Source organism: Ligilactobacillus sp. LYQ60 (genome assembly GCF_045033015.1).
Lineage (GTDB): Bacteria > Bacillota > Bacilli > Lactobacillales > Lactobacillaceae > Ligilactobacillus.
Window position 1 is genome coordinate 1 of record NZ_JBJFZV010000006.1, and the last position, 22,427, is coordinate 22,427.

The window sequence follows — 22,427 nt, forward strand, 5'->3', positions numbered from 1 at the left end:
GTAGTAATTAATATCAATAGATTTCTACACTTACGCAGGAATTAAAAAATGGGTAAACCCGCTATTCTTGGTAAACCCGTTTCCCATAATTATTTATAATATTTGCTCTTGAATCCCTTGCAAGAACGGTAACCGTAACTTTCAAACACCCGTGGTCTTCAGCCAAAGCCAAGTGCAGGTACGGCGCAATCCCAATTTGTGGTCGAATGGCTGTACTAAAAGAGTCCCCGGCATCTAACTGGCGTTCAACCCTATTAATATCCGATGCCAACCGGGGCATTACCTGACGAACTCCTCCCAGGGCCTGGCGCAAGGTGAAACCTTCCTGCAAAAAATCATTAATTACCGTAAAAAATCGGCCTTGCTGTTTAAGAGTCCAATGTTTACCCGTAGCGGAATTCAGCCGCCACTGCCGGTGAAACCAATTTCTTTGCAACACAGCGTGCAAGTTCAGACTGCCACTTAACCGAATCATCTTCCTGATACCCCCTTCCATCTGAACCATCGTAAAAGTCAAAAAGAACTTTTAAATCGTGCGTGGTTGTGGGAATTAACCGCTGATAACACGCCAACCGCAAGGCAAGTGTAATATCCGCATCCCGTAATCCCAGGTTTCGTAACCTTGCAGGGGTCCCTGCTGCTGATCGAACATGAAGTGTACTAAGCACTAAATGACCGCTTAACGCCGCATTAAGTGCCACCTGCGCAGTTTCCTCATCACGAATCTCTCCAATAATAAAAACTTCCGGATGGTGTCGCAAAGCAAGTTTCAGAAGCTGCGCATACGTCATCCCTGCTGCTTCATTTACCTGGACCTGAACAAACCGAGGTTCATAAATTTCAACCGGATCCTCGATACAAAAGACCTGGCGGGTAGCAAACTCACGGGCAAAATCATACATCGCACTTGTTTTTCCTGCTCCCATCGGGCCCGTGAATAGTACCAATCCCCGTTGCCGACACGCATGCCGAATACGGGTTAACTGGGATGGCAAGAAATAACGACTTTCAAGCGCTCCGCGAAGCCGGGTTATTATCCGAATTACCAATGTTTCCCGGTCACGAAAATCACCAACTGTTGATAACCGACAAAAAACCGGAACATCATCAATTCGTATCGTTAACGCCCCCAATTGGGGACGCCGGCGTTCGCCAAGTGCCATGTTCGCCCGATATTTTAACAGGTTAATCATCCGCCGTGCTTCATCCGCCCCGATTGATTGATTTTCCACGATTCTTCCGCACACATTAAACCGGAGACCATATTCGTTCCCAACCGGCGTTAAGTAGACATCAGTCGCCCGCTGCCGTAACGCCGCTTGAATAATCCTGTCAATATTCATCTTTATTCTGTTCACCCCCCTCACCATATAACTAAGAAAAAAAGTAGGAGTGTTCGCACACTCCCACGTAACTTTCGCAATTATTTTTTAGCTCTGCACCAATTTAGTATAAGGGGGCACCGTAGGAAACCTACGGTGCCCCCTTAATTCAACCTAATCCTCATCCGGGAATTCAGCGGACGTGTAAACATCAGAAACATCGTCCTCATCCTCCAGCCGATCAATTAACCGCTGGACCTGTTCAACCTTTTCGGCCGGAACGGCGACCGTATTTTGTGGCACCATTGTAATCTCGGCCGTTGCAAGATCATACTTCTTTTGCAGGGCATCCCGCACGTCAGGGAACGCCTTAGGATCAGTGTAAACTTCAAAAACATCATCAGACGTCTGGAGGTCTTCTGCCCCCGCATCGATCACATCTTCAAACATGGTATCTTCATCAACATCAAGGTCTTCCCGGGCAATGGCAATGTAACCTTTTCGGTCAAACATAAAACTAACGGACCCACTTTCACCAAGGTTCCCCCCGTTCCGGTTAAAATCCGCCCGAACGGCAGAAGCAGTCCGATTACGATTATCAGTCAACGCATGAACAAGGATAGCAACCCCTGCCGGACCGTACCCTTCGTAGGTGATTTCCTCGTAGTTCTCGCCGCCGGCACCCGTTGACTTATCAATTGCTCGCTTAATGTTGTCCTTCGGCATGTTAGCTGCCCGGGCCTTGTCAATAATCATCCGCAGCTGTGGGTTTGAATCTGGGTCAGGACCACCAGCCTTAGCGGCAACATAAATTTCACGAGTAATTTTCTGGAAAATCTTTCCACGCTTAGCATCCTGGGCATTTTTCCGCCCCTGAATGTTATGCCATTTTGAATGTCCTGACATGACTAAAACCTCTTTCCGAATAGTATCATTAGCACAAAGCCGACTTTAATTCTAACAAAAACAGACTAAATCCGCAATATCGCCACTACTTTGTCGTATCTCGTTTAACATATCCAAACGGAAGTAAAACGGTCTTATCCTCAACTTCCTCATCATTCATCATTTTGGTTAACAACCGCATTGAAACGGCCCCAATATCGTAAAGGGGTTGCGTTAATGATGACATTCTTGGGCGGACAATCTGCGTCAATTTCGTATCCTGGCCCGTAACCAATTCAAATTCATCAGGAACCAATACCCCAGCATCACGGGCTCCATTCAGGACACCTGCAGCAAGTTCATCATCACCAACAATAGCCGCCGTTACGTGAGCCGCTGCTAAGGCCGGCCACAACTTTTCTCCCGCTTCATAGCTGTTCGTTGTTTCAAAAACTAGTTCCGGATCAAACTCAATACCGTTTGCCGCAAGAGCTTGCTTGTACCCTGGCAACCGGTAATCCTTATTAATCGGCTGGTCCGCCGCCCCTGTTACCAGAGCTATCCGCTTGTTCCCCCGGCTAATTAGGTTTGTTGTAATTTCTGCAAACGCCGCCTTAAAGTCAACGTGGACACTTTCAATTGCGTTATCGGCATCGACCGAACCGGCAATGACAACGGGCGTTTTACTCCGGTCAAACTGACTCCGTAATTCCGGAGTAATGTTGTTTCCCATAAAGATAATTCCATCTACCTGTTTAGCAAGAAGGGTATTAAACACCTGAATTTCCTTCTCGGCACCCCCGTCCGAATTAGCCAAAATAATGTTGTACTTGTACATCGTTGCTACATCGTCAATTCCACGGGCAAGCGACGCAAAATAAACGTTCGCAACATCGGGGATAATTACCCCAACAGTTGTTGTTCGCTTACTTGCTAAGCCCCGGGCAACGGCGTTTGGCCGGTAGTCAAGCTTATCAATTACGTCTAAGACCCGTTTCCGGGTTGATGGCTTAACGTTAGGGTTCCCGTTAACTACCCGGGAGACCGTTGCCATTGAAACACTTGCTTCGCGGGCGACATCGTAAATCGTAACGGTTTGTTTTTCCATAAAAACAAGCTCCTTTCATTAATTAAGTAATTTGGATTCTGGGACTACTCTCCGTCAATTTTCAATTGCTTTCATCCTAACGTATTTTAATCTATCAGTTTCGCTCGTGAAATGCAAACGTTTTATTTTCATCCTTTTCATTTCATTTTGGTAGCCCTTTAACATGCTATACTAAAATCAATCAATAAAAAGGAGTGGTTGCATGACACACATTAAAGCAATTCAACAATGGTTAGCAAAAAACCAACTAGACGTTGCATACGTCAGCGCATTTCCGGATATTAAGTACCTTACAGGGTTTGGCAGTGATCCAATTGAACGGGTTCTTGCCCTCTTCATCTTCCCGGATCACGAACCATTTATCTTTGCCCCGGCACTAGAGGTGGAAGCAATTAAGGAAACGGGATGGCGTTTCCCTGTTTACGGGTATTTAGACCACGAGGATGCCTTCGCACTTATTACTAAACACCTAAACCAGTGCACCTCTCATCTAGCTAAGTGGGCCGTCCAAAAAAACAACTTAACGTTATCGCGCTTTGCAACCCTCAAGGACCACTTCCCGACAATGACGGTCGCGGCCGATTTAACCCCAGTAATTGAACACGAACGCCTATACAAAACACCAGAAGAAATCGCAAAACTTGAGTGCGCCGGCAAATGGGCTGATAAGGCGTTTGAGATTGGCTTTGCGGCCCTGGCGAATAATCGCACAGAGCAGGACGTTGCAGCTGAGATTGAGTACAAACTCAAAAAACAAGGTATTATGCAAATGAGCTTTGATACGATTATCCAAAGCGGCGCAAACGCTGCTGATCCGCACGGTGCTCCTAAAAAAGAACTTATTCAACCGAATAGTTTGTGCCTTTTCGACCTTGGCGTTATCAGCGATGACTACATCTCCGATGCATCCCGAACCGTTGCGTACGGCCCGGTTAATGATCATCTAAAAGAAATTTACCAGGTATGCCTTGAAGCCCAGCTTACTGCTCAAGACGCTGCTAAACCCGGGATAACGGCTGCTGAATTGGACCACATTGGGCGGCAGGTTATTGAAAAAGCTGGTTATGGCGAGTACTTCATTCACCGGCTTGGCCACGGAATGGGCCAGAGCGAGCACGAATTTCCGTCAATCATGGCTGGCAACGACATGGTCCTCGAACCGGGGATGTGTTTTTCAATTGAACCAGGAATCTACATTCCAGGAGATGCTGGCGTTCGCATTGAAGACTGCGTTCACATTACAACTGATGGGTGTGCTCCGTTCACTCATACACCAAAGGAATTACAAACCATTCCACTACGGTAACAATACAAACTTCGTGCTCCTTATCGCTTCGTCACCTAGCATGGAGCAAATGGGTATAGTAAAAGGAGTTGGAACATTATGGTTCCAACCCCTTTTATTCTTCATAAATTAGTCAGCAGCTTCACCATTCGGATAGAAGGTTTCAGTTGGCTGCCCCTCCTTAGCCGGCATAGTCTTTAAAATAATATCGTCCTGCAGTTGATCATCACTGTCCGACGATGTTGTTGATTCAGATAAGTCTTCCCGGGCAATCGCTGGAGTTGTTTCCGGCTGCTTTCCCGCAGCAACCCGCTCCTGAATTGTTGTCGCAGCCATCCGAACAGTCTGCTTTGCCCTTACAAGTTGGGCTTCCCAATTCTGTCGCTGATGCTGATACTCAGCTGATGCTAGGTATTCGTGCAAGTACCGGTCATATTTTAAAGCTGTCTCCTTCACACTGGTAGCTGCCTGCGTAATCCGTGCTCGCACCATCTGCTTTTCAGCAGGGGTCATATTCTTAACCACCACGTACGCTGCCGCTGATACTATTCCCAAACCAAACGCTAATTTTTTGCTCATTTTAAAAACCTCCTACTTCTTCTTTGACTGCTCCTTTACTGCCTTCTTCTGCCGGTGCCGATCAACTGCGCTGTAGACGTTATAAACAGTTTTGCCAAGCTTAACTGCTGAGTTAAGCTTACTCCCCTCTTCCCGGGCACTCGCAACATGGTGCACCATCTTCCGGCTTGCTGTGTTTAAATCATCAACACTCTTACTTAAAGCCACCGCCGTATCAACTAGCGGTTCAAGTTTTTGGGATTTGGCATTAATGTCGGCCATTAAATCATCAGTCTTTTTTAGAATCCGGTCAGCATCGGCTGATAAAGTCGTCGCCTCGTGTGTAACGTCTGTAAGCGTGGCTGATAACTGGTTAATCGTTTTTCCAAGCTTATGTAGCACCAAACACATAAATACTACTAAAACAACAAATGCAAGTGCTGCAATTAAACCAGCTAACTGGCCAAAGGTTAATACCATCGCCTTCTCCTCCATCCTTTTTATTCACCCTTAGGCTATCATTTATTCCCCCAAACTGCAATTCTGCTTAATTGTCGCCCTTCCCTAATAAAACTGGTATGATTACCCGTGAAAGAATTATGAAAGGACTATCTAAATGAAGTGGAATAACCTATTACTAACAACAACCGTAACAAAGACAGTTGACCGGCAAGTTCACCACCAAACCAACATCTTTACTAATTTTATCCAGAGTATTAACTGGAATAAAATCATTGGCCACGCCATTATTTTGGTAGCTTCACTTATTTTACTCACGCTCTTCTTTCTGATTGTTAATTCCGTTGGGAAGCGCATTATTGGACATTCCTTTAGCCGCGCCCGCACAGCTAAAAAACCGGCTCCTAAGATCGAAGAAGCCCCTGAGGAAGCAGCTGAACGGCTACGAGCACAGGGCCGACTAAAAACGCTTGAAACCCTATTGCAAAATATTTTTCACTACGTCATCCTGTTCTTTTACGTATACGCCATTCTTTCTGTTCTAGGAATCCCGGTGGGCACCCTAATTGCTGGAGCTGGAATCGTCAGCGTTGCCCTTGGACTTGGGGCTAAGGGGTTGGTTTCTGACATCATTACCGGCCTTTTCATCCTCATTGAACAACAATATGCGGTCGGCGATACCGTTAAGATCGGCGCCATTACCGGTAAAGTAAAAGCGGTAGGGCTTCGAACCACGCAAATTCAAGCAAGTGACGGTACCCTTTCTTTTATTCCTAACCGGAACATCTCTATCGTAAACAACATGTCACGGAATAATATGCTCGCCCTTATTAACGTATACATTAACCCACAACAGGATATTGCGAAGATGGAACGAATTATCTCCGCAATCAACGCCGACCTCGACCTAACCCAGTACCCGGATATCATTGCTGGGCAAAAACCCATCTTAAACGGAACGGTTGATATGGGAAACGGCGCCATTGCCATTCAGGTTCAAATTAAAACACGGAACGGTGCTCAGGGAAAAATTCAACGCCAATTCTTTGAAAAATACATCATCGCCCTCCGAAAAGCGGGCTTTGATATCCGCACAGCCCCCGTCTCTTACTAATCTTTTACCCTTACGTGGTGGGGCATCAAATAATAACTAAACAAGCGTGGCGCAAGTCTGTAAACCATCGAATCAATCTGATTCCCTGGTACCTACTTCCACCACGCTCGTTTTTTCGTTTTAGAACCCGGCATTTCTTATTTTTTCTTAAGCGTAAGCGAATACTGCTCTCCTAATGCATGAACCATATAATTAACGCTTTTCATTACCTCACGCCGAGTAACAATCCCCGTAAAATAATTTTTCTCATCAACGACAACCAAAAAATTCCGATCAATCAATAACCGTAAGACTTCCTCAACATCATACGGTACCTTAATTGTTGCTACATTCCGCTCCATTACGTCCCGCACGGTCATTGTTCCTAGAACCGTAGTATCAATTCCGTCTAACCCCAGCATCTGATTCGTAATCATCGGCAAGGACAGCAATCCCTTAAACCGGCCATCACTATCTAATACCGGGATTTTCGCGTACCCAATCTTTGTCAGGACCAGTAACGCATGCTCAAGGTTATTGTTCTCTTGCACGTTAGCAACAACATCAGCTGGGATCATGAATTTATTTTCTTGGGCCGTTAACAAACGGCGAACAGTTGCGGATAACATTCCCTCCACCTCAATTCACCCTCCATTTTAGCGAAAAATCATCCCTGATTTCAAACCATATTGTCACAAAAAAGGGTTGCGCTCCATGTCACAACCCTTCATTTTATTAACCTAGTCTAAAACTGGACCTTACGCGCGCTTGCCTAGTACTCCAGGTTTCTTAACGACCTTGTACCGTTAATTTAACCGCTTGTCCAGTTCCGCCGTCTTTTCTTCGTAACCCGGACGTCCGAGCAGAGCAAACATATTCTGCTTGTAAGCTTCAACCCCTGGCTGGTTGAATGGGTTAACCCCGTTTAAGTAACCGGAGATTGCCACGGCAATTTCGAAGAAGTAGATCAGGTAACCCAGCGTATATTCACTCTGATCCGGAATGTTAACAATCATTTCCGGAACTCCCCCGTCAGTGTGAGCCAAAACAACCCCCTGGCAAGCCTTCTTGTTAGCGTGGTCCATCGTCTTCCCCTTCAGGTAATTCAGCCCATCAAGGTTCCGGTCATCCATTGGAACGTCAATGTCATGGTTCGGGTTCTCAACGTTGATCACCGTCTCCATTAAAGCACGCCGTCCTTCCTGGATGTACTGGCCAAGGGAGTGGAGATCCGTCGTAAAGTTAGCTGATGACGGGTAAATTCCCTTGCCGTCCTTACCTTCTGATTCACCCATTAACTGCTTCCACCATTCACCGAAGTAAACGAGTGATGGTTCGTAGTTTTCCAAGAGTTCGATGTCATAACCCTTCCGGAAAAGAATGTTCCGCATTGCGGCATACTGGTATGCTTCGTTCTTCTTTAGGTTAGCATCCGCGTACGCATCCCGCGCATCAGCAGCCCCCTTCATCAATTGATCAATATCAACCCCAGAAGCAGCAATTGGTAACAAACCAACCGCCGTCAGAACCGAGAACCGACCACCAATGTCATCTGGTACAACAAATTTCTCATAACCTTCATCATCAGCTAACGTCTTTAAAGCACCCTTTGCCCGGTCCGTCGTAGCGTAAATCCGTTCACGGGCGCCTTCCTTTCCGTACTTCTCCTCTAACTTCTGCTTGAAAATTCGGAAAGCCATTGCTGGTTCCAACGTCGTCCCGGACTTTGAAATGACGTTCACTGAAAAGTCGCGGTCGCCAATAATGTCAAGCAGATCGTGCAGGTATGATGATGACAGTGAATCACCCGCAAAGAAGATCTGCGGTGCTTTCCGCTGATCAGCGCCCAACAAGTTAAAGAAGTTGTGGTTTAAGAACTCAATAGCTGCCCGAGCACCCAGGTATGAACCCCCGATCCCAAGAACAATTAATACCTCAGAATCGCTCATGATTTTCTTTGCAGCTGCCTTAATTCGAGCGAACTCATCTTTATCATAATCAACTGGTAGGTCTAACCAGCCCCGAAAGTCATTTCCAGCTCCAGTCCCATCCCGGAGTTCCTTGTCAGCAGCCGTGACCATTGGTTGCATTTGATCAAGCTCATAGTCGTTAACAAACTTTGTCAGGTTGGACATATCAAACTTAATGTGTGCCATGCGCAATCCGCTCCTTTATTCCTTTGTTTACGCTTTCTATTATACACCAACCCTGCCCCAAAATAACCCGAAAAACAGATAAATTATGATTATTGCTTATAAACGCTTACCACGCGGACGTTCAATCATTATTATTCGGGACAAACCATTATTCGGCACGTACCCGAATTACGTTTCCGTAAATTCACCAGCGAAAAATTGCGTTTCCTGACCTTCGGCGTTAAAATCAGAAACTGTAAAATTGAATAATCAAAATGAAGGGACGGTTGCAACCGTGATATTTAAGAAATTTCGAAACTTCATCAACACTCGGTGGGGTTTCTTTGCCTTGTTAACCGTTCTTTTCTGGCTTAAAACGATCTTTGTCTATCTCGTTGACTTTCGACTCGGAGCCCATGGTTTCTATGAACACGCCGTGATGTTCTTTAGCCCGGTTGCGACAACAATTCTTCTTCTTGGAATTGCGCTATACATTAAGCGGCCCCTTCCGGCCTACGGGTTAATGATGATCATCTACGTTGCAAATACAGCGCTTTTGCTGTTTAACGTAATTTACTACCGGGAATTTACTGACTTTATGACAATTAATGTCATTCTCGGATACTCTTCAGTATCTGAAGGCCTAAGTACTAGTTCCATTGCGCTCCTTAAGCCTCAGGACATTGTTGTGGTGGCAGACGTTCTAATCCTTTTCTTGCTGTTGATTACTAGGATTATTAAACTCGACAAGCGGCCGGTCCAGCGTCGTCAAGCATTTGCGCTGACTTCCACTGCCCTGTTTTTACTCCTCTTTAACATTACTCTTGGAGAGATTAGTCGTCCCCAGTTATTGACCCGGACATTTGACCGTGAGTACCTCGTTCGTTATCTGGGACTTGATACGTTTACTGTATATAATGCCTTGAAAACAGCCAAAAATTCTTCGGTCAGAAAAAGCGCCGATAGCGAAGACTTGAATAAGGTAATTAATTACACGCAATCCCACTATGCAAAACCTGACCCAAAGATGTTTGGCGTTGCTAAGGAAAAGAACGTAATTATCATCCACCTGGAAAGTTTTCAGCAGTTTCTTATTAACTATAAGCTTGACGGGAAGGAAGTTACACCGTTCCTGAATAGTTTATATAACGGAAAAGATTTTTACAGCTTCGATAACTTCTTTAACCAGGTCGGACAGGGAAAAACCTCCGATGCCGAAACAATGCTTGAAACGGGAACGTTTGGGTTACCACAGGGATCCCTCTTCTCAACACTGGGAACCTCAAACACCTTTGAAGCGGCTCCAGCCATCCTTCAACAGGATGAGGGGTACACTTCAGCAGTTTTCCACGGCAACCACGCGTCGTTTTGGAACCGAAATAATACGTACAAGAATTTCGGGTACGACTACTTCTTCTCGGCACGGTATTTCAATACCAGTGCAAATAACCTAACGGAGTACGGATTAAAGGATAAACTCCTGTTCCACGACTCAATCAAGTACCTTGAACGGCTCCAACAACCATTTTACGTGAAGTACATTACGGTTTCCAACCACTTCCCGTACAGTTTGGATAAGCAGAATCAGTCATTCCCGGCAGCCAATACGGACGACCAGTCAATCAACAACTACTTTGTGACGGCCCACTACCTGGACCAGTCCGTTCAGCAGTTCTTCCAGTACTTACACAAGTCAGGACTGTATGACAATTCGGTCATTATCCTGTATGGCGATCACTACGGCATTTCAAATACCCGGAACATTAAACTTGCCCCACTTCTCGGTAAATCATCGTCAACGTGGAACAACTTTAATAACGCTCAGATGCAACGGGTACCGTTCATGATTCACATTCCGGGGCAAACCAACGGCGGAATACAACATCAGTATGGCGGAGAAATTGACGTTCTACCAACGCTTCTTCATCTGTTAGGAATTAACGCCAAGCCGTTCTTAATGTTTGGAACTGACCTGTTCTCACCCCAACATAGTCAAGTTATTGCTTTCCGTAACGGGAACTTCATTACCCCGAAATACACGGTGGTTGGAAGCACCGTATACCAGAACAGCAACGGCCGCGTTGTAACTCACCCGTCCGCAAAGGTTGCCCAGCAACTAAAACGAGATAAACGCCGAGTTAACGAAGAATTAACCCTCTCTGATTCGTTGAATAACAAAAACCTACTGCGGTTCTATGTCCCGCAAGGGTTTACTCCGGTTAACCCCCAAAATTACATCTACAAGGGGGATTTCGCCCAGATTACGAAGATCCAAAACAAACTGGGAAACCGGTCGACGAGCCTGTGGACAAAGAACGGTGATAAAACAACGATTGGTGATTATGATTCTGATGCACCGGAGTTAAAGACTACTGACAAGAATAAAAACGCCGTTCGGCACGCCCACCAGGAAATGCGTAAGGCCAAGCAAAACCCTACCCTCCAAAAGGAATGGCGCCGACGAGTACGGAACCTGCGTTCAATATTAACGCCAAAAAAGAACGGAATTTTTAATCCATAGCTCATCTTAGTGCCATTAGCCACCCATGAGCTAAGAATAGCGTAGCTCACAAATAAAATGAGCTACGCTATTTCTTTATCCTAGAAGTTTCGCCCTTATCTCTTCAGCGCCCTTCTGATCTCACGCTCCTGGTCCCGCTTCTTGAGCGTTTGCCGTTTGTCGTACTCGTGCTTTCCCTCAGCAATCCCCAACAAAACCTTCGCAAACCCGTGCTTCAAGTACATTTTAAGTGGGACAAGTGTAATCCCCTTGCGCTGCGTTTCCCCGGCTAACCGAGCAATTTCCTTCTTATGCAAAAGAAGTTTCCGGTTCCGCAGTTCGTCGTGATTAAAGCGGTTCCCTTGGGCGTACTGGGCGATGTGAACGTTCATTAGCCACACCTCACCATTCCGGACCTGAGCAAACCCATCCTTTAAAGTCACCCGGCTTGCCCGCACTGACTTAATTTCCGTTCCCGTTAAGGCAATCCCCGCCTCAATGGTCGAAACAATTTGGTAATCATGCCGCGCCTTTTTATTCTGTGCCAATGTTTTTTCATGGTGCTGTGTTTTTGCCATTCAATCGCCTCCCTCTTTCATCCAACTTTAATTAATGCCTGTGACCGTGCTCCCGACTATTCCGTCGGTGATATCCCTGATTGTGACCGTTTTCCCGGTTCCCGTGATAATTGTGGGCGCCGCTTTGCCGGCCACCACCATGGCGATTATCCCGATGAAATCCATTCCCGCTTCCTCGCGATCCCCGTGGCCGCCGTGTATCAGCAACATGATACTTCTCTAATAAATCGGTTTTAGGTGCTCCTGGTGCATCAACCAGCGCAAAATCGACTTCCTGTTGCTCAACGTTAACGTTGATTAATTTAACGCGAACTTCTTGCCCAATCCGGAAGGTGCGTTTCTTGCGCCGCCCAACCAAGGCTAGCGCCTTTTCAACAAACTCGTAGTAATCATCTTTCAGTTCACTGATATGAATTAACCCTTCAACGGTATTCGGAAGGGCAATAAACATCCCAAACTTTGTTACCGAACTGACAACGGCATCGAACACTTCCCCGACGTGCTCTTTCATGTACTCAGCCTTCTTCAACGCATCGGAATCCCGTTCGGTGTCCACTGCCCGCCGCTCCGTTTCTGAACTATGAGCCGTAATCTCATCAAGCTGACCCCGATACTTTGCTTGGGCTTCTTCTCCCGTACCGTTTTTCTTATACCACCGAATCAAGCGGTGCACCATGAGGTCCGGATACCGCCGGATTGGCGACGTGAAGTGCGTATAGTCCTTGGCAGCCAAGCCAAAGTGGCCTGCCGGTGACGGAGCATACTTCGCCTGTTGCATTGCCCGCAACATCATCGTTGAAACGGTTGCTTCTTCCGGGTTCCCGGCAACCTGCTTGAGCACCCCTTGGAAATCCTTTGGTTTGAGATGACCGTGTCGTCCCTTTACATGAATCCCAAAACTTTGAAGGAGTTCAAGAAACGCATCCACCTTTTCTTGATCCGGGTTTTCATGAATCCGGTAAACAAACGGAACGTTTAGGTCGTGGTAATGCTTAGCCACCGTTTCATTAGCAGCCAACATAAAAGATTCCACCATGCGCTCACTGGTCCCCCGCTCCCGGAGTTCAATCTTAACCGGATGGCCCTGATCATCCAGAATTACCTTGGCTTCGTTATCATCAAATTCGATTGCGCCCCGCTTATGCCGCATCCGTAGGAGAATCTTGTGGAGTTCAGCCATATCGCGGAACATCGGGATCAAATCGTGATACCGTTCCTTCGTAGCATCATCATCGGCTTCCAAAATCTTATTAATCGCCACGTACGTCATTCGCTCCGTTGAGCGAATGACGCTCGGAAAAATCTTATGGTTAACCACTTCGCCTTGAGGGTTAATTTCCATCTCGCAAGTCATCGCAAGCCGTTCAACATGCGGGTTTAACGAGCAAATACCGTTTGAGAGCTCCCGCGGCAGCATCGGAATCACCCGGTCCGTCAAATAAACCGACGTTCCGCGTTTGAAAGCTTCCTTATCCAGGGGCGTTCCTGGCGTCACGTAATGTGAAACGTCGGCAATATGCACCCCCAAGTGATAATTCCCGTTATCCAATTTCCATACGTTGACGGCATCATCAAGGTCTTTAGATTCAATACTATCAATTGTGACAAGCGGCTGGGCAGTCAAGTCAACCCGTCCTTCTTTTTCGGCGGCCGTAACGTGATCCGGGATGTGCGTTACCTGTTCCTTCACATCATCCGGAAATTCATGCGGAATTTCATGCTCGTACACAATCTGCGTAATGTCCATTCCCGGATCGTTAACGTTCCCTAAAACCTTAGTAACGGCCCCTTCAAGCACCCCTGGAATGTGCTCATCCGGGTATGCTGAAATTGTTGCAATGACTAATTCATGCGGTTTAGGCTTTAAGCCGGTATTCATCACCAAAAACCGATAACTCGCTAACTTTTTATCCCGTAAGTGCAGCGTCCCAATAACTCCGTCCGGGTAATGCTCATCCCCATCAGGCAGCAAAAATTCGCCCACTGCCCGGTTTAGCACCCGGGTAACAATCCGGGTCACCTTTCCCTCAGGACGCCGACCACTCGCAGGGTCTCCCGGATTAATCATTTGCACGGCCACCTCATCACCATTAAGGGCAGACATGGTGTTGGTCGGTCCGATAAAGTAGTCATCCTTCTCCGGATCAACCGTAACAAACCCAAATCCCCGATCATTCGCATGGAACACCCCAACTTCTTCTGGTTGGTTTCCCGCTTGAACCGCCAGCTTAAAATGGTCATCCTTGAGCGTAATCTTCCCTTCATGCTCTAAGTCCGTTAAGGCCTGGACAATAAACTTAAACTGTCCACCACCGGCCATGTGCAAGGCGCTTGCCAACTTCTGAACCGTAAACGCCCGGGTTGGTTCGTTCTTAAACCGTTGCATTAATTTGTCTTTTAATATCTCTTTTTCCATCTGTCTTCCCCGTTTACTTATGGTTTTACATAAAACGGGAGCCAAGACCAGCGTCATGGCTCCCGCGTTACGGATAGTAATGGCTCCACAACCATTCTTTCTTCCATCAAATGAATCGTGTCCACCACGTTAATCAGTTACTAATGTGATGATAGGAAAACCAACCCAAGCGCAAGGCCAAAGAAGATAATCCCTAAAATTGCTGTAACCCGTTGCATGAAAGCCTCAAATCCGCGGGGCTTCTGCTTACTAAACAGATCACCAGCCCCCCCACTAAGGGCGGTTGACGCGTTATCTTCCTTAGCGGGCTGCATCATCACCGCAATGATAATCAACACTGAAACAACAATCAGCGCTGTGAGTAGTACGTTATACAAATGCGCTCCTCCTTTACCCATCTAAATTACACCACGTCTAATTTACCATAAACCCTTAGTCTTTTCCAGCCCGGGAAGCTGGCGGCTTAATTGGGCTTTCCTTATCGTTTCGGCCGACCGCATACTGGTGTAACCGATTTCTAAGCCATGCCCGATTTTCGTGTGGCGTAACCACAATCAGCGTATCACCACTCCGGATAACCGTGTCGCCATGCGGGATACGTTCCTTTTCACCCCGCCGAATTGCAGCCAATAGACAGTCTTTAGGCCACGGAATATCCCGAACCTGCTTATCCTGCAGGTTCGATCCAGCAAAAACTGGGACTTCCACTTCATCCTCCTGTGTTGTTTCAGAAATTGCATTCTGCGGGAAGTGTCGTAAATTGGCAAGCATCGCTTCATAAATCGGTTGGCCCCGAAGAATATCCACGACAGTGTACGCTGTTAAAGAAACCACCGCAAGGGGCATTAGGTGTCGAAGGGACCCCACCATTTCTGTAATCAAAAGAATGGCAGTAAACGGTGCTTTCCCGATACAAGCAAAATAACCGGCCATCGCATAGATAACACAGTTTGCAACCAAATACATTGGCATTAGGTGCAGGTGAACTAACGTTTCACCGTAAAGCGCCCCCAAGACAGCCCCTAATGCAAGAATTGGGAGAAAGATCCCTCCTGGTGTTCCTGAACAGTACGAAATTGTCGAAAAAAGAAGTCGTATAATGAAGATTGCAAGTAAAACTAACAGGGTTGGGGTAGTGGTTCCAAGGGACCTAATCAGTCCGTGTCCCCCTCCCAAGAGATGCGGGTAAAAATAACCAATTACAATGACCATCAATAATGGAATTAGCACATCGTATTTCCGGGGTAAAAACTTTAACTTAGCATAGACCCTTTCCCCGTTAAGGGTCATGTATTGGTATAAGTATCCCAATAAGCCCAGAATAACTCCCATTACCACTAAGTACGCGTAGTACCGAAGCGGAAACGAATGTCCGTAATGAATGTTAAGCACCGGCGTCAACCCAAAGAATTCCATTGAAACAAAGTTCGAGGAAACCGCTGCTGCCAGCGCAGTTGTCCATACCAACGGTGAAAAGTTATGGTACACCTCTTCAAGCACAAATAACGTTGAAGCAATCGGGGCGTTAAAGGCCGCGGAAAGTCCAGCAGCCGCGCCACCAGCGATTAATACCCGTCGGCCAGCCCCCCTTTTTTTCATTCCATCAGCAATTCCTTGCCCGACAGTCGCTCCTAGCTGAATTGACGGGCCTTCCCGGCCAAGAAACAGGCCGTACGAAATTCCTAAAATCCCACCAATCCATTTCCGCCATAAAACGGACCACCAGTTCATTTCAAGGTCACCTGATAACTGACCTTCAACCTGTGGAATCCCCGACCCCTTAATATTCGGTTCTGCCGTAATCAACCACCCGTTAATTAAGGTAACTACCAATGCCCCTAAAATAACCGGGATTAATAACCATAAATGATGGTGCATCAATCCATACACCCACGTCATTAGTTGTAATCCCCGTTCACATAATAAACGGAAAACACTAACAACTAAGCCTGATAAAAGTCCAACAAGAATACCCCGTAAAATAAACGTAAACCGCGTTGTGTCAAAGAAACGGTGTTCCTCCGAACTATCCACCGTTTTCACCCCTCTTACCATAAAATATGTAGACAAAAACAAGGGACCGATCTAATCAATCCCTTGTTTTCATTTTATTGCAAGCAACTTTTCCTAGTCAATACCGGAAATTTACTTGTTCATGATGTCTTCACGGGCCTGCTCACTTAGGTTGTAGAATGAGTGAATCCCCTTGTATTCTGCAACGTTACTTGTAAGCTGGTCTTCAATCCGCATTAACTGGTTGTACTTAGCGATCCGGTCCGTCCGGCTCATTGAACCAGTCTTAATCTGCCCGGCGTTCATAGCAACAACCAAATCAGCGATTGTCGTGTCTTCAGTTTCACCTGAACGGTGAGAAACAACGGCCGTGTAGCCGGCTTCCTTAGCCATCTCGATAGCCTCTACCGTTTCAGTCAAGGTACCAATCTGGTTAACCTTGATTAAGATTGAGTTTGCGCACCCCATCTTAATTCCCTTCTTCAAGTATTCCGTATTTGTAACGAAGAAGTCATCACCAACAAGCTGAACCTTCTTACCAAGTTCCTTAGTAATTTCAGCCCAGTCATCCCAGTTGTTTTCATCAATCGGGTCTTCAACTGATACAATCGGGTACTTGCTGATTAAGCTTTCGATGTACTTAACGAATTCTGGTGTTGAGAATTCTTCACCGGTTGACCAACGAAGCGTGTATTTCTTCTTGTCGTCATCCCACAGTTCAGAAGCAGCTACGTCCATAGCAATGGCAACGTCCTTGCCTGGCTTGTAACCAGCATCACTGATGGCTCGAACAAGGTATTCTAACGGCTCTTCGTTGTTAGCAAAGTCAGGAGCGAAACCACCTTCGTCACCAACGGCCGTTGACTTGCCGTCAGCCTTCAGGAGTGCCTGCAGGTGATGGAACGTTTCTGAACCCATCCGAACAGCTTCTTTCATTGACTTAGCCCCAACAGGCATAATCATGAATTCCTGGAAGTCAACCTTGTTTGTTGAGTGTGCCCCACCATTGATAACGTTCATCATTGGTGTTGGCATTACGTGAGCATTAAACCCGCCAAGGTAATTGTAAAGCGGAATTTCAAGTTCATCTGCAGCAGCCCGTGCACAGGCAATCGAAACGGCTAAGATGGCGTTGGCACCAAGCTTACCCTTGTTTGGCGTCCCGTCTAAAGCAATCATTGCCTTATCAATGGCAACCTGATCCGTAACTTCGTAACCAACGATTTCCTTAGCGATCACGTTGTTTACGTTATCAACGGCCTTGGTAACTCCTTTACCCATGTAACGTGACTTGTCGCCGTCCCGCAATTCAACGGCTTCGTGTTCACCCGTTGAAGCACCTGAAGGAACAATCCCCCGGCCAAAAGCACCTGCCTCGGTGTAAACTTCAGCTTCAACAGTTGGGTTACCCCGTGAGTCTAAAACTTCACGAGCGTAAATTTCTGTAATTGCAGACATAGATATTTCTCTCCTTTGATGTTGTTAACTTGAGAATACTGTCCTCACCGTTATTTTAGTCCGTTCGGAACTGATATTCAACTTGTTATATGAAAACCTTCACGCGCTAACACATTAGTCGTTGTAATGAGCTAAGGCTAAGAATGAGTCCGGCTTAAGAGCCGCACCACCAATCAGACCACCATCGATGTCCTTCTTGGCCATGATTTCCTTAACGTTCGCCGGCTTTACGGAACCGCCGTACTGAATCCGCACGTTTTCAGCCGCTGTTTCATCGTACAAGTCAGCAACCGTCTGCCGAATAGCGACACACATTTCCTGCGCTTGATCAGCCGTAGCAGTCTTACCAGTCCCAATTGCCCAAATTGGTTCGTAGGCAATTACCAGGCTAGCAACCTGGTCAGCCGTCAAATCTTTCAGGGCCGCCTTAATCTGGTCTTTAACAAAGCTTTCAGCGTTCCCTGCTTCCCGCGTCTCCAAACTTTCACCGCAGCAGATGATTGGCTTCATCCCGTTCTTAAAAATGGCATGCGCTTTCTTATTGATGTCCTCATCCGTTTCATGGAAGTAACCACGCCGTTCGGAATGCCCGATAATAACGTAGTCAACGCCCATCTCATGCAGTACTTTTGGTGACGTTTCACCGGTAAAGGCTCCTTCGTCCTCAAAGTAACAGTTTTCAGCACCAACGTGGAGCTGGGAACCCTTAGCACTGTCAAGTAGTGCTGGCAGGTCAACTGCTGGTGCACAAATTAAGGTCTCAACCTCACTATTCTGTGGCAACCGGTCCTTAACCGCCTTAACAAATTCAACGGTCTCCGTTGGGTTCATGTGTAACTTCCAGTTACCCGCGATAATTGGCGTCCGCATTAAAATCATCCTTTCATTTTTAGTTGGTTGTGAACAACCATACAACATCTGTAATTATACCACGAACTGATAAAATCCTCTGGTAGAACACAACAAAAGAAGGCTGAGACTAACTGTCTCAACCTCCTTTAAAGCATATTACCTAATTACTTATCAGAAACTGCTGCGATTCCTGGTAAGGTCTTTCCTTCAAGGTATTCAAGGGAAGCACCACCACCAGTTGAGATGTGTGTTAACTTGTCAGCAACGCCAAGTTTCTTAACAGCAGCGGTTGAATCCCCACCACCAACAATCGTCGTTGCGTCCGTTAACGTTCCAAGGAACTTACCAATTTCAAGTGTTCCCTTAGCAAAGTTCGGCATTTCAAACACACCCATTGGGCCATTCCAAACAACCGTTTTGGCGTCTTTCAGCACACTCTTAAAGAGTTCAACTGACTTCGGCCCGATGTCTAACGCCATGTAACCATCTTCAATATCGCCTTCGAAGATCTTACTTGGAGCATCATTCTTAAAGTCCGTTGCGCAGACATTATCAACCGGCAGTACCAGCTTGTCGCCAGCCTTGTCCATAATTTCCTTAGCCAAGTCAATCTTGTCTTCTTCAACTAACGACTTACCAATCTTGATCCCCTTAGCAGCGTAAAACGTGTACGTCATCCCACCACCAACGATAATCTTATCAGCCTTATCGATTAAGTGGTTGATCACACCAATCTTGTCAGAAACCTTTGCCCCACCAAGGATTGCAACGAACGGGTGAGCCGGATTGTCAACGGCGTTCCCCAAGAACTTGATTTCCTTTTCGAGCAGGTAACCCGCAGCAGCCTTCTTGCCAGCAGCCTTCATTGCTTCTGAAATTCCGACGTTTGAAGCGTGCTTCCGGTGAGCCGTTCCAAACGCATCGTTAACAAAAACATCGCCAAGTGATGCCCAGTATTTACCTAATTCTGGGTCGTTACCGGATTCCTTCTTGCCGTCAAGGTCTTCAAACCGCGTGTTTTCAACCAAAAGAACGTCACCGTCATTCATGCTATTAATGGCGTCTTCAAGCTGCGCACCCCGGGTTGCAGGAACAAACGTAACCGGCTTGTTTAATAATTCAGCTAAGTGCTCAGCTACAGGCCGTAATGTGAGTTCCTTCTTATCTTCTTCGGTCTTTACCCGGCCAAGGTGTGAGAAGAGGATTGCCTTTCCCCCCTGTTCAATGATGTGCTTGATTGTTGGTAAAGCAGCAACCATCCGGTTATCATCACCAATCACACCGTTTTTAATCGGGACATTAAAGTCAACCCGTACAAGAACCTTCTTAGACTTCAGGTCTAAGTCGTCAATCGTTAATTTAGCCATTTTATTCCCTCCAGAAAAATGTATTAAAAAAGCAGGAGGAGTTTTGCCTCCCCCCGCCATCATCTGCCAAGCAGAAAATATTAGCGTTCAGCTAAATATTAAAGCATGCTTGCAAACTTCTCTAAGGTCCGGATCATTTGAGCCGTGAAACCAGATTCGTTGTCGTACCATGAAACGGTCTTAACAACCTGACCTTCATCGCCGCCAACAACCTGCGTCTGTGTTGGGTCAAATACTGAACCAAATGACGTGCCAATAACGTCTGATGAAACGATTTCGTCTTCGTTGCAGCCGAATGAAGCGTTACCTTCCGTCGCCTTCTTAACCGCAGCATTAACTTCGTCAGCCGTAACCTTCTTGTTAAGAACAGAAACTAATTCTGTAACTGAACCCGTGATTGTTGGCACACGAAGTGCATGACCATCGAGCTTGCCGTCCAGTTCAGGAACAACCTTCCCAAGAGCCTTAGCAGCACCAGTTGAGTGAGGAATGATGTTCTGAGCAGCAGCACGGCCGTTCCGGAAGTTAGCCTTGCGGTCCGGACCATCCTGAAGCTTCTGTGTAGCCGTGTAAGCGTGAACTGTCGTCATCGTACCAGCCTTGATGCCGAATGCATCGTTAACAGCCTTAGCCATCGGTGCAAGACAGTTAGTCGTGCATGATGCAGCTGAAATGATGTCGTCATCTGGTGTGATGATGTCGTCGTTAACACCGTAAACAACCGTCTTCATGTCGCCAGCAGGAGCTGAAACAAGAACCTTCTTAGCACCAGCCTTCAGGTGTGAAGAAGCCTTTTCTGGTGATGTGTAGAAACCAGTTGATTCAAGAACAAGTTCAACACCATCGTTCTTTACCCAAGGAATGTTTGTCGCATCTGCTTCGGCGTAAACAGGAATTTCCTTTCCGTTTACAACGATTGCATTGTCCGTAGCTGAGATTTCAGCGTCAAACTTACCATGAGCCGTGTCGTACTTAAGAAGACGAGCAAGCATTGATGGTGAAGTTAAGTCGTTGATAGCAACAACTTCAAGGTCATCTGAAACAGCAGCGATCCGACGGAATGCTAACCGACCGATCCGGCCAAACCCATTAATACCAACTTTAGTAGTCATACTAAAATTTCCTCCTTGTGGAAATAAAATTTATTTTAAAAAGCAGCACAGAAGCACTACCATTTTAAAAACACTTTTAGTCCCGCGTACAAAAATGCTTCCATTTTTGCCGGGCGACTCATCACCAGATAGTTCTCACTATCTTGATCCAAACCGCAGGAAACCCGATCTCAATTACAATGATATTGTAGCAATTCTCCCCCCCGCTTGCAAGCAACTTCACTTATTCACTCTTATCATGATTTAACTCTTCAGGGTTAAAGGAGTTAAGCCCCCATCACAACTGCTATTTAATAGGGCTAATCCCCACATTTTTAAGGGCATACCCGCGCTTTCAAAAAACTCGAAAAAAAGACTTGCAATTTAATTCTAATCACGATACTATAATAAGCGTGCTGCGCCGCTAGTGTAATGGATCGCACGCAAGATTCCGGTTCTTGTAATCGGGGTTCGACTCCCCGGTGGCGCACTTGATATTTAAGTTGAGGTTGAGATGCTGGTCTCAACCTCTTTTGTTATTCTTTATAGAACTACATTTTTAAAGCAGCACACCAAAGAAACTTATTTGACCATTTTTGACCTTTGTATTAGAATTAAACCAACGTGCTGATAAAAGCTACGCAAATTATATAATAGGAGGCGGTTCACATGAACTTAGTACCAACAGTGATTGAACAATCATCTCGCGGCGAACGCGCATATGATATTTACTCTCGGTTGCTCAAGGACCGAATCATCATGCTTTCAGGTGAAATTAATGATGACATGGCAAACGCAATTATTGCCCAACTTCTTTTCCTGGATGCTCAGGATTCCAATAAGGATATTTACCTGTACATTAACTCACCAGGCGGAAGTGTCTCTGCCGGATTAGCCATTTATGACACAATGAACTTTGTTAACGCTGATGTCCAAACAATCGTTATGGGAATGGCGGCATCAATGGCTTCTGTTTTAGCAACAGCGGGCACTAAGGGAAAGCGTTTTGCTCTTCCTCACTCTGAGATTATGATTCACCAACCACTTGGGGGGGCTCAGGGGCAATCAACCGAAATTCAGATTGCAGCCGAGCATATTCTGAAAACCAGAAAACTAATCAATAAAATTCTTGCCAACAGTTCTGGACAAACAATTAAAAAGATTAACCAGGACACTGACCGGGATAATTTCATGACTGCCCAAGAAGCCGTTGACTACGGTCTGATTGACGGAATCATGGAAAATAAAAAAGCGATGAAATAAAAAAACAGCCAGGAGACTGATCATGGAAAAGGATGTTCCATGAT

20 protein-coding genes and 1 tRNA gene are annotated in these 22,427 nt (G+C 46.2%); 5 read left to right on the plus strand and 16 right to left on the minus strand.

What is annotated here, in order from left to right; translation table 11 throughout:
- Nucleotides 1-61: 61 nt before the first annotated feature.
- From ACI3EZ_RS06005 to ccpA, 4 genes are all read right to left on the minus strand, one after another.
- Nucleotides 62-313: a hypothetical protein gene (locus tag ACI3EZ_RS06005; RefSeq protein ID WP_405025833.1), complete on the minus strand. Its 252-nt coding sequence runs from the start codon at nucleotides 311-313 to the stop codon at nucleotides 62-64.
- A gap of 70 nt (nucleotides 314-383) precedes the next feature.
- Nucleotides 384-1,343, minus strand: coding sequence for a competence type IV pilus ATPase ComGA (gene comGA, locus ACI3EZ_RS06010; RefSeq protein WP_405025834.1), 960 nt, complete (start codon nucleotides 1,341-1,343; stop codon nucleotides 384-386).
- Between the two features lie 153 nt (nucleotides 1,344-1,496).
- Nucleotides 1,497-2,228: a YebC/PmpR family DNA-binding transcriptional regulator gene (locus ACI3EZ_RS06015; RefSeq protein ID WP_405025835.1), complete on the minus strand. Its 732-nt coding sequence runs from the start codon at nucleotides 2,226-2,228 to the stop codon at nucleotides 1,497-1,499.
- Between the two features lie 85 nt (nucleotides 2,229-2,313).
- Nucleotides 2,314-3,315 carry a catabolite control protein A gene (gene ccpA / locus ACI3EZ_RS06020; RefSeq protein ID WP_405025836.1) on the minus strand — a complete coding sequence of 334 codons (1,002 nt, stop codon included), beginning with the start codon at nucleotides 3,313-3,315 and terminating at the stop codon, nucleotides 2,314-2,316.
- A 202-nt stretch (nucleotides 3,316-3,517) separates the two neighbouring features.
- On the opposite strand from ccpA, the gene ACI3EZ_RS06025 reads away from it, so the two are divergent.
- Nucleotides 3,518-4,621, plus strand: a complete 1,104-nt coding sequence (locus ACI3EZ_RS06025) for a M24 family metallopeptidase (protein WP_405024819.1) — start codon at nucleotides 3,518-3,520, stop codon at nucleotides 4,619-4,621.
- A gap of 108 nt (nucleotides 4,622-4,729) precedes the next feature.
- On the opposite strand, the gene ACI3EZ_RS06030 is transcribed toward ACI3EZ_RS06025, so the two are convergent.
- Both ACI3EZ_RS06030 and ACI3EZ_RS06035 read right to left on the minus strand, forming a co-directional pair.
- A complete protein-coding gene (locus ACI3EZ_RS06030; protein ID WP_405024820.1) occupies nucleotides 4,730-5,179 on the minus strand; it encodes a hypothetical protein in 450 nt (149 codons plus the stop codon).
- A 12-nt stretch (nucleotides 5,180-5,191) separates the two neighbouring features.
- Nucleotides 5,192-5,638: a DUF948 domain-containing protein gene (locus ACI3EZ_RS06035; protein ID WP_405024821.1), complete on the minus strand. Its 447-nt coding sequence runs from the start codon at nucleotides 5,636-5,638 to the stop codon at nucleotides 5,192-5,194.
- Nucleotides 5,639-5,774: 136 nt separating this feature from the next.
- Here ACI3EZ_RS06035 and ACI3EZ_RS06040 point away from each other — a divergent pair, with 136 nt between their 5' ends.
- Nucleotides 5,775-6,731: a mechanosensitive ion channel family protein gene (locus ACI3EZ_RS06040; RefSeq protein WP_405025837.1), complete on the plus strand. Its 957-nt coding sequence runs from the start codon at nucleotides 5,775-5,777 to the stop codon at nucleotides 6,729-6,731.
- A 137-nt stretch (nucleotides 6,732-6,868) separates the two neighbouring features.
- On the opposite strand, the gene cbpB is transcribed toward ACI3EZ_RS06040, so the two are convergent.
- Together cbpB and ACI3EZ_RS06050 are read right to left on the minus strand one after the other, a co-directional pair.
- On the minus strand, nucleotides 6,869-7,339 hold the full coding sequence (cbpB, locus tag ACI3EZ_RS06045; RefSeq protein WP_405024875.1) for a cyclic-di-AMP-binding protein CbpB: 471 nt from the start codon (nucleotides 7,337-7,339) through the stop codon (nucleotides 6,869-6,871).
- 177 nt (nucleotides 7,340-7,516) lie between these two features.
- Entirely contained in the window at nucleotides 7,517-8,866 is a 1,350-nt protein-coding gene (locus ACI3EZ_RS06050) for a glucose-6-phosphate isomerase (RefSeq protein ID WP_405025838.1), read from the minus strand.
- Between the two features lie 274 nt (nucleotides 8,867-9,140).
- On the opposite strand from ACI3EZ_RS06050, the gene ACI3EZ_RS06055 reads away from it, so the two are divergent.
- Entirely contained in the window at nucleotides 9,141-11,366 is a 2,226-nt protein-coding gene (locus ACI3EZ_RS06055) for an LTA synthase family protein (protein ID WP_405025839.1), read from the plus strand.
- A gap of 95 nt (nucleotides 11,367-11,461) precedes the next feature.
- On the opposite strand, the gene smpB is transcribed toward ACI3EZ_RS06055, so the two are convergent.
- The 8 genes from smpB to gap form a co-directional block, all read right to left on the minus strand.
- A complete protein-coding gene (gene smpB, locus ACI3EZ_RS06060) occupies nucleotides 11,462-11,923 on the minus strand; it encodes an SsrA-binding protein SmpB (protein WP_405025840.1) in 462 nt (153 codons plus the stop codon).
- A gap of 31 nt (nucleotides 11,924-11,954) precedes the next feature.
- Nucleotides 11,955-14,339 (minus strand): ribonuclease R, encoded by a 2,385-nt coding sequence (rnr, locus tag ACI3EZ_RS06065; protein WP_405025841.1) that lies wholly within the window; start codon nucleotides 14,337-14,339, stop codon nucleotides 11,955-11,957.
- A gap of 140 nt (nucleotides 14,340-14,479) precedes the next feature.
- Nucleotides 14,480-14,716, minus strand: a complete 237-nt coding sequence (secG, locus tag ACI3EZ_RS06070) for a preprotein translocase subunit SecG (protein ID WP_405024827.1) — start codon at nucleotides 14,714-14,716, stop codon at nucleotides 14,480-14,482.
- A gap of 55 nt (nucleotides 14,717-14,771) precedes the next feature.
- Entirely contained in the window at nucleotides 14,772-16,373 is a 1,602-nt protein-coding gene (locus ACI3EZ_RS06075; protein WP_405024828.1) for a ClC family H(+)/Cl(-) exchange transporter, read from the minus strand.
- Nucleotides 16,374-16,484: 111 nt separating this feature from the next.
- Nucleotides 16,485-17,810: a phosphopyruvate hydratase gene (gene eno, locus ACI3EZ_RS06080; RefSeq protein ID WP_405024829.1), complete on the minus strand. Its 1,326-nt coding sequence runs from the start codon at nucleotides 17,808-17,810 to the stop codon at nucleotides 16,485-16,487.
- A 114-nt stretch (nucleotides 17,811-17,924) separates the two neighbouring features.
- Nucleotides 17,925-18,680, minus strand: a complete 756-nt coding sequence (tpiA, locus tag ACI3EZ_RS06085; protein WP_405025842.1) for a triose-phosphate isomerase — start codon at nucleotides 18,678-18,680, stop codon at nucleotides 17,925-17,927.
- 146 nt (nucleotides 18,681-18,826) lie between these two features.
- A complete protein-coding gene (locus ACI3EZ_RS06090; RefSeq protein WP_405024831.1) occupies nucleotides 18,827-20,029 on the minus strand; it encodes a phosphoglycerate kinase in 1,203 nt (400 codons plus the stop codon).
- A 98-nt stretch (nucleotides 20,030-20,127) separates the two neighbouring features.
- Nucleotides 20,128-21,141, minus strand: a complete 1,014-nt coding sequence (gene gap, locus ACI3EZ_RS06095) for a type I glyceraldehyde-3-phosphate dehydrogenase (protein WP_405024832.1) — start codon at nucleotides 21,139-21,141, stop codon at nucleotides 20,128-20,130.
- A gap of 397 nt (nucleotides 21,142-21,538) precedes the next feature.
- Here gap and ACI3EZ_RS06100 point away from each other — a divergent pair.
- Nucleotides 21,539-21,610: transfer RNA gene (locus ACI3EZ_RS06100), tRNA-Arg, on the plus strand.
- A 179-nt stretch (nucleotides 21,611-21,789) separates the two neighbouring features.
- Entirely contained in the window at nucleotides 21,790-22,383 is a 594-nt protein-coding gene (gene clpP, locus ACI3EZ_RS06105; RefSeq protein ID WP_405024833.1) for an ATP-dependent Clp endopeptidase proteolytic subunit ClpP, read from the plus strand.
- Nucleotides 22,384-22,427: the final 44 nt, after the last annotated feature.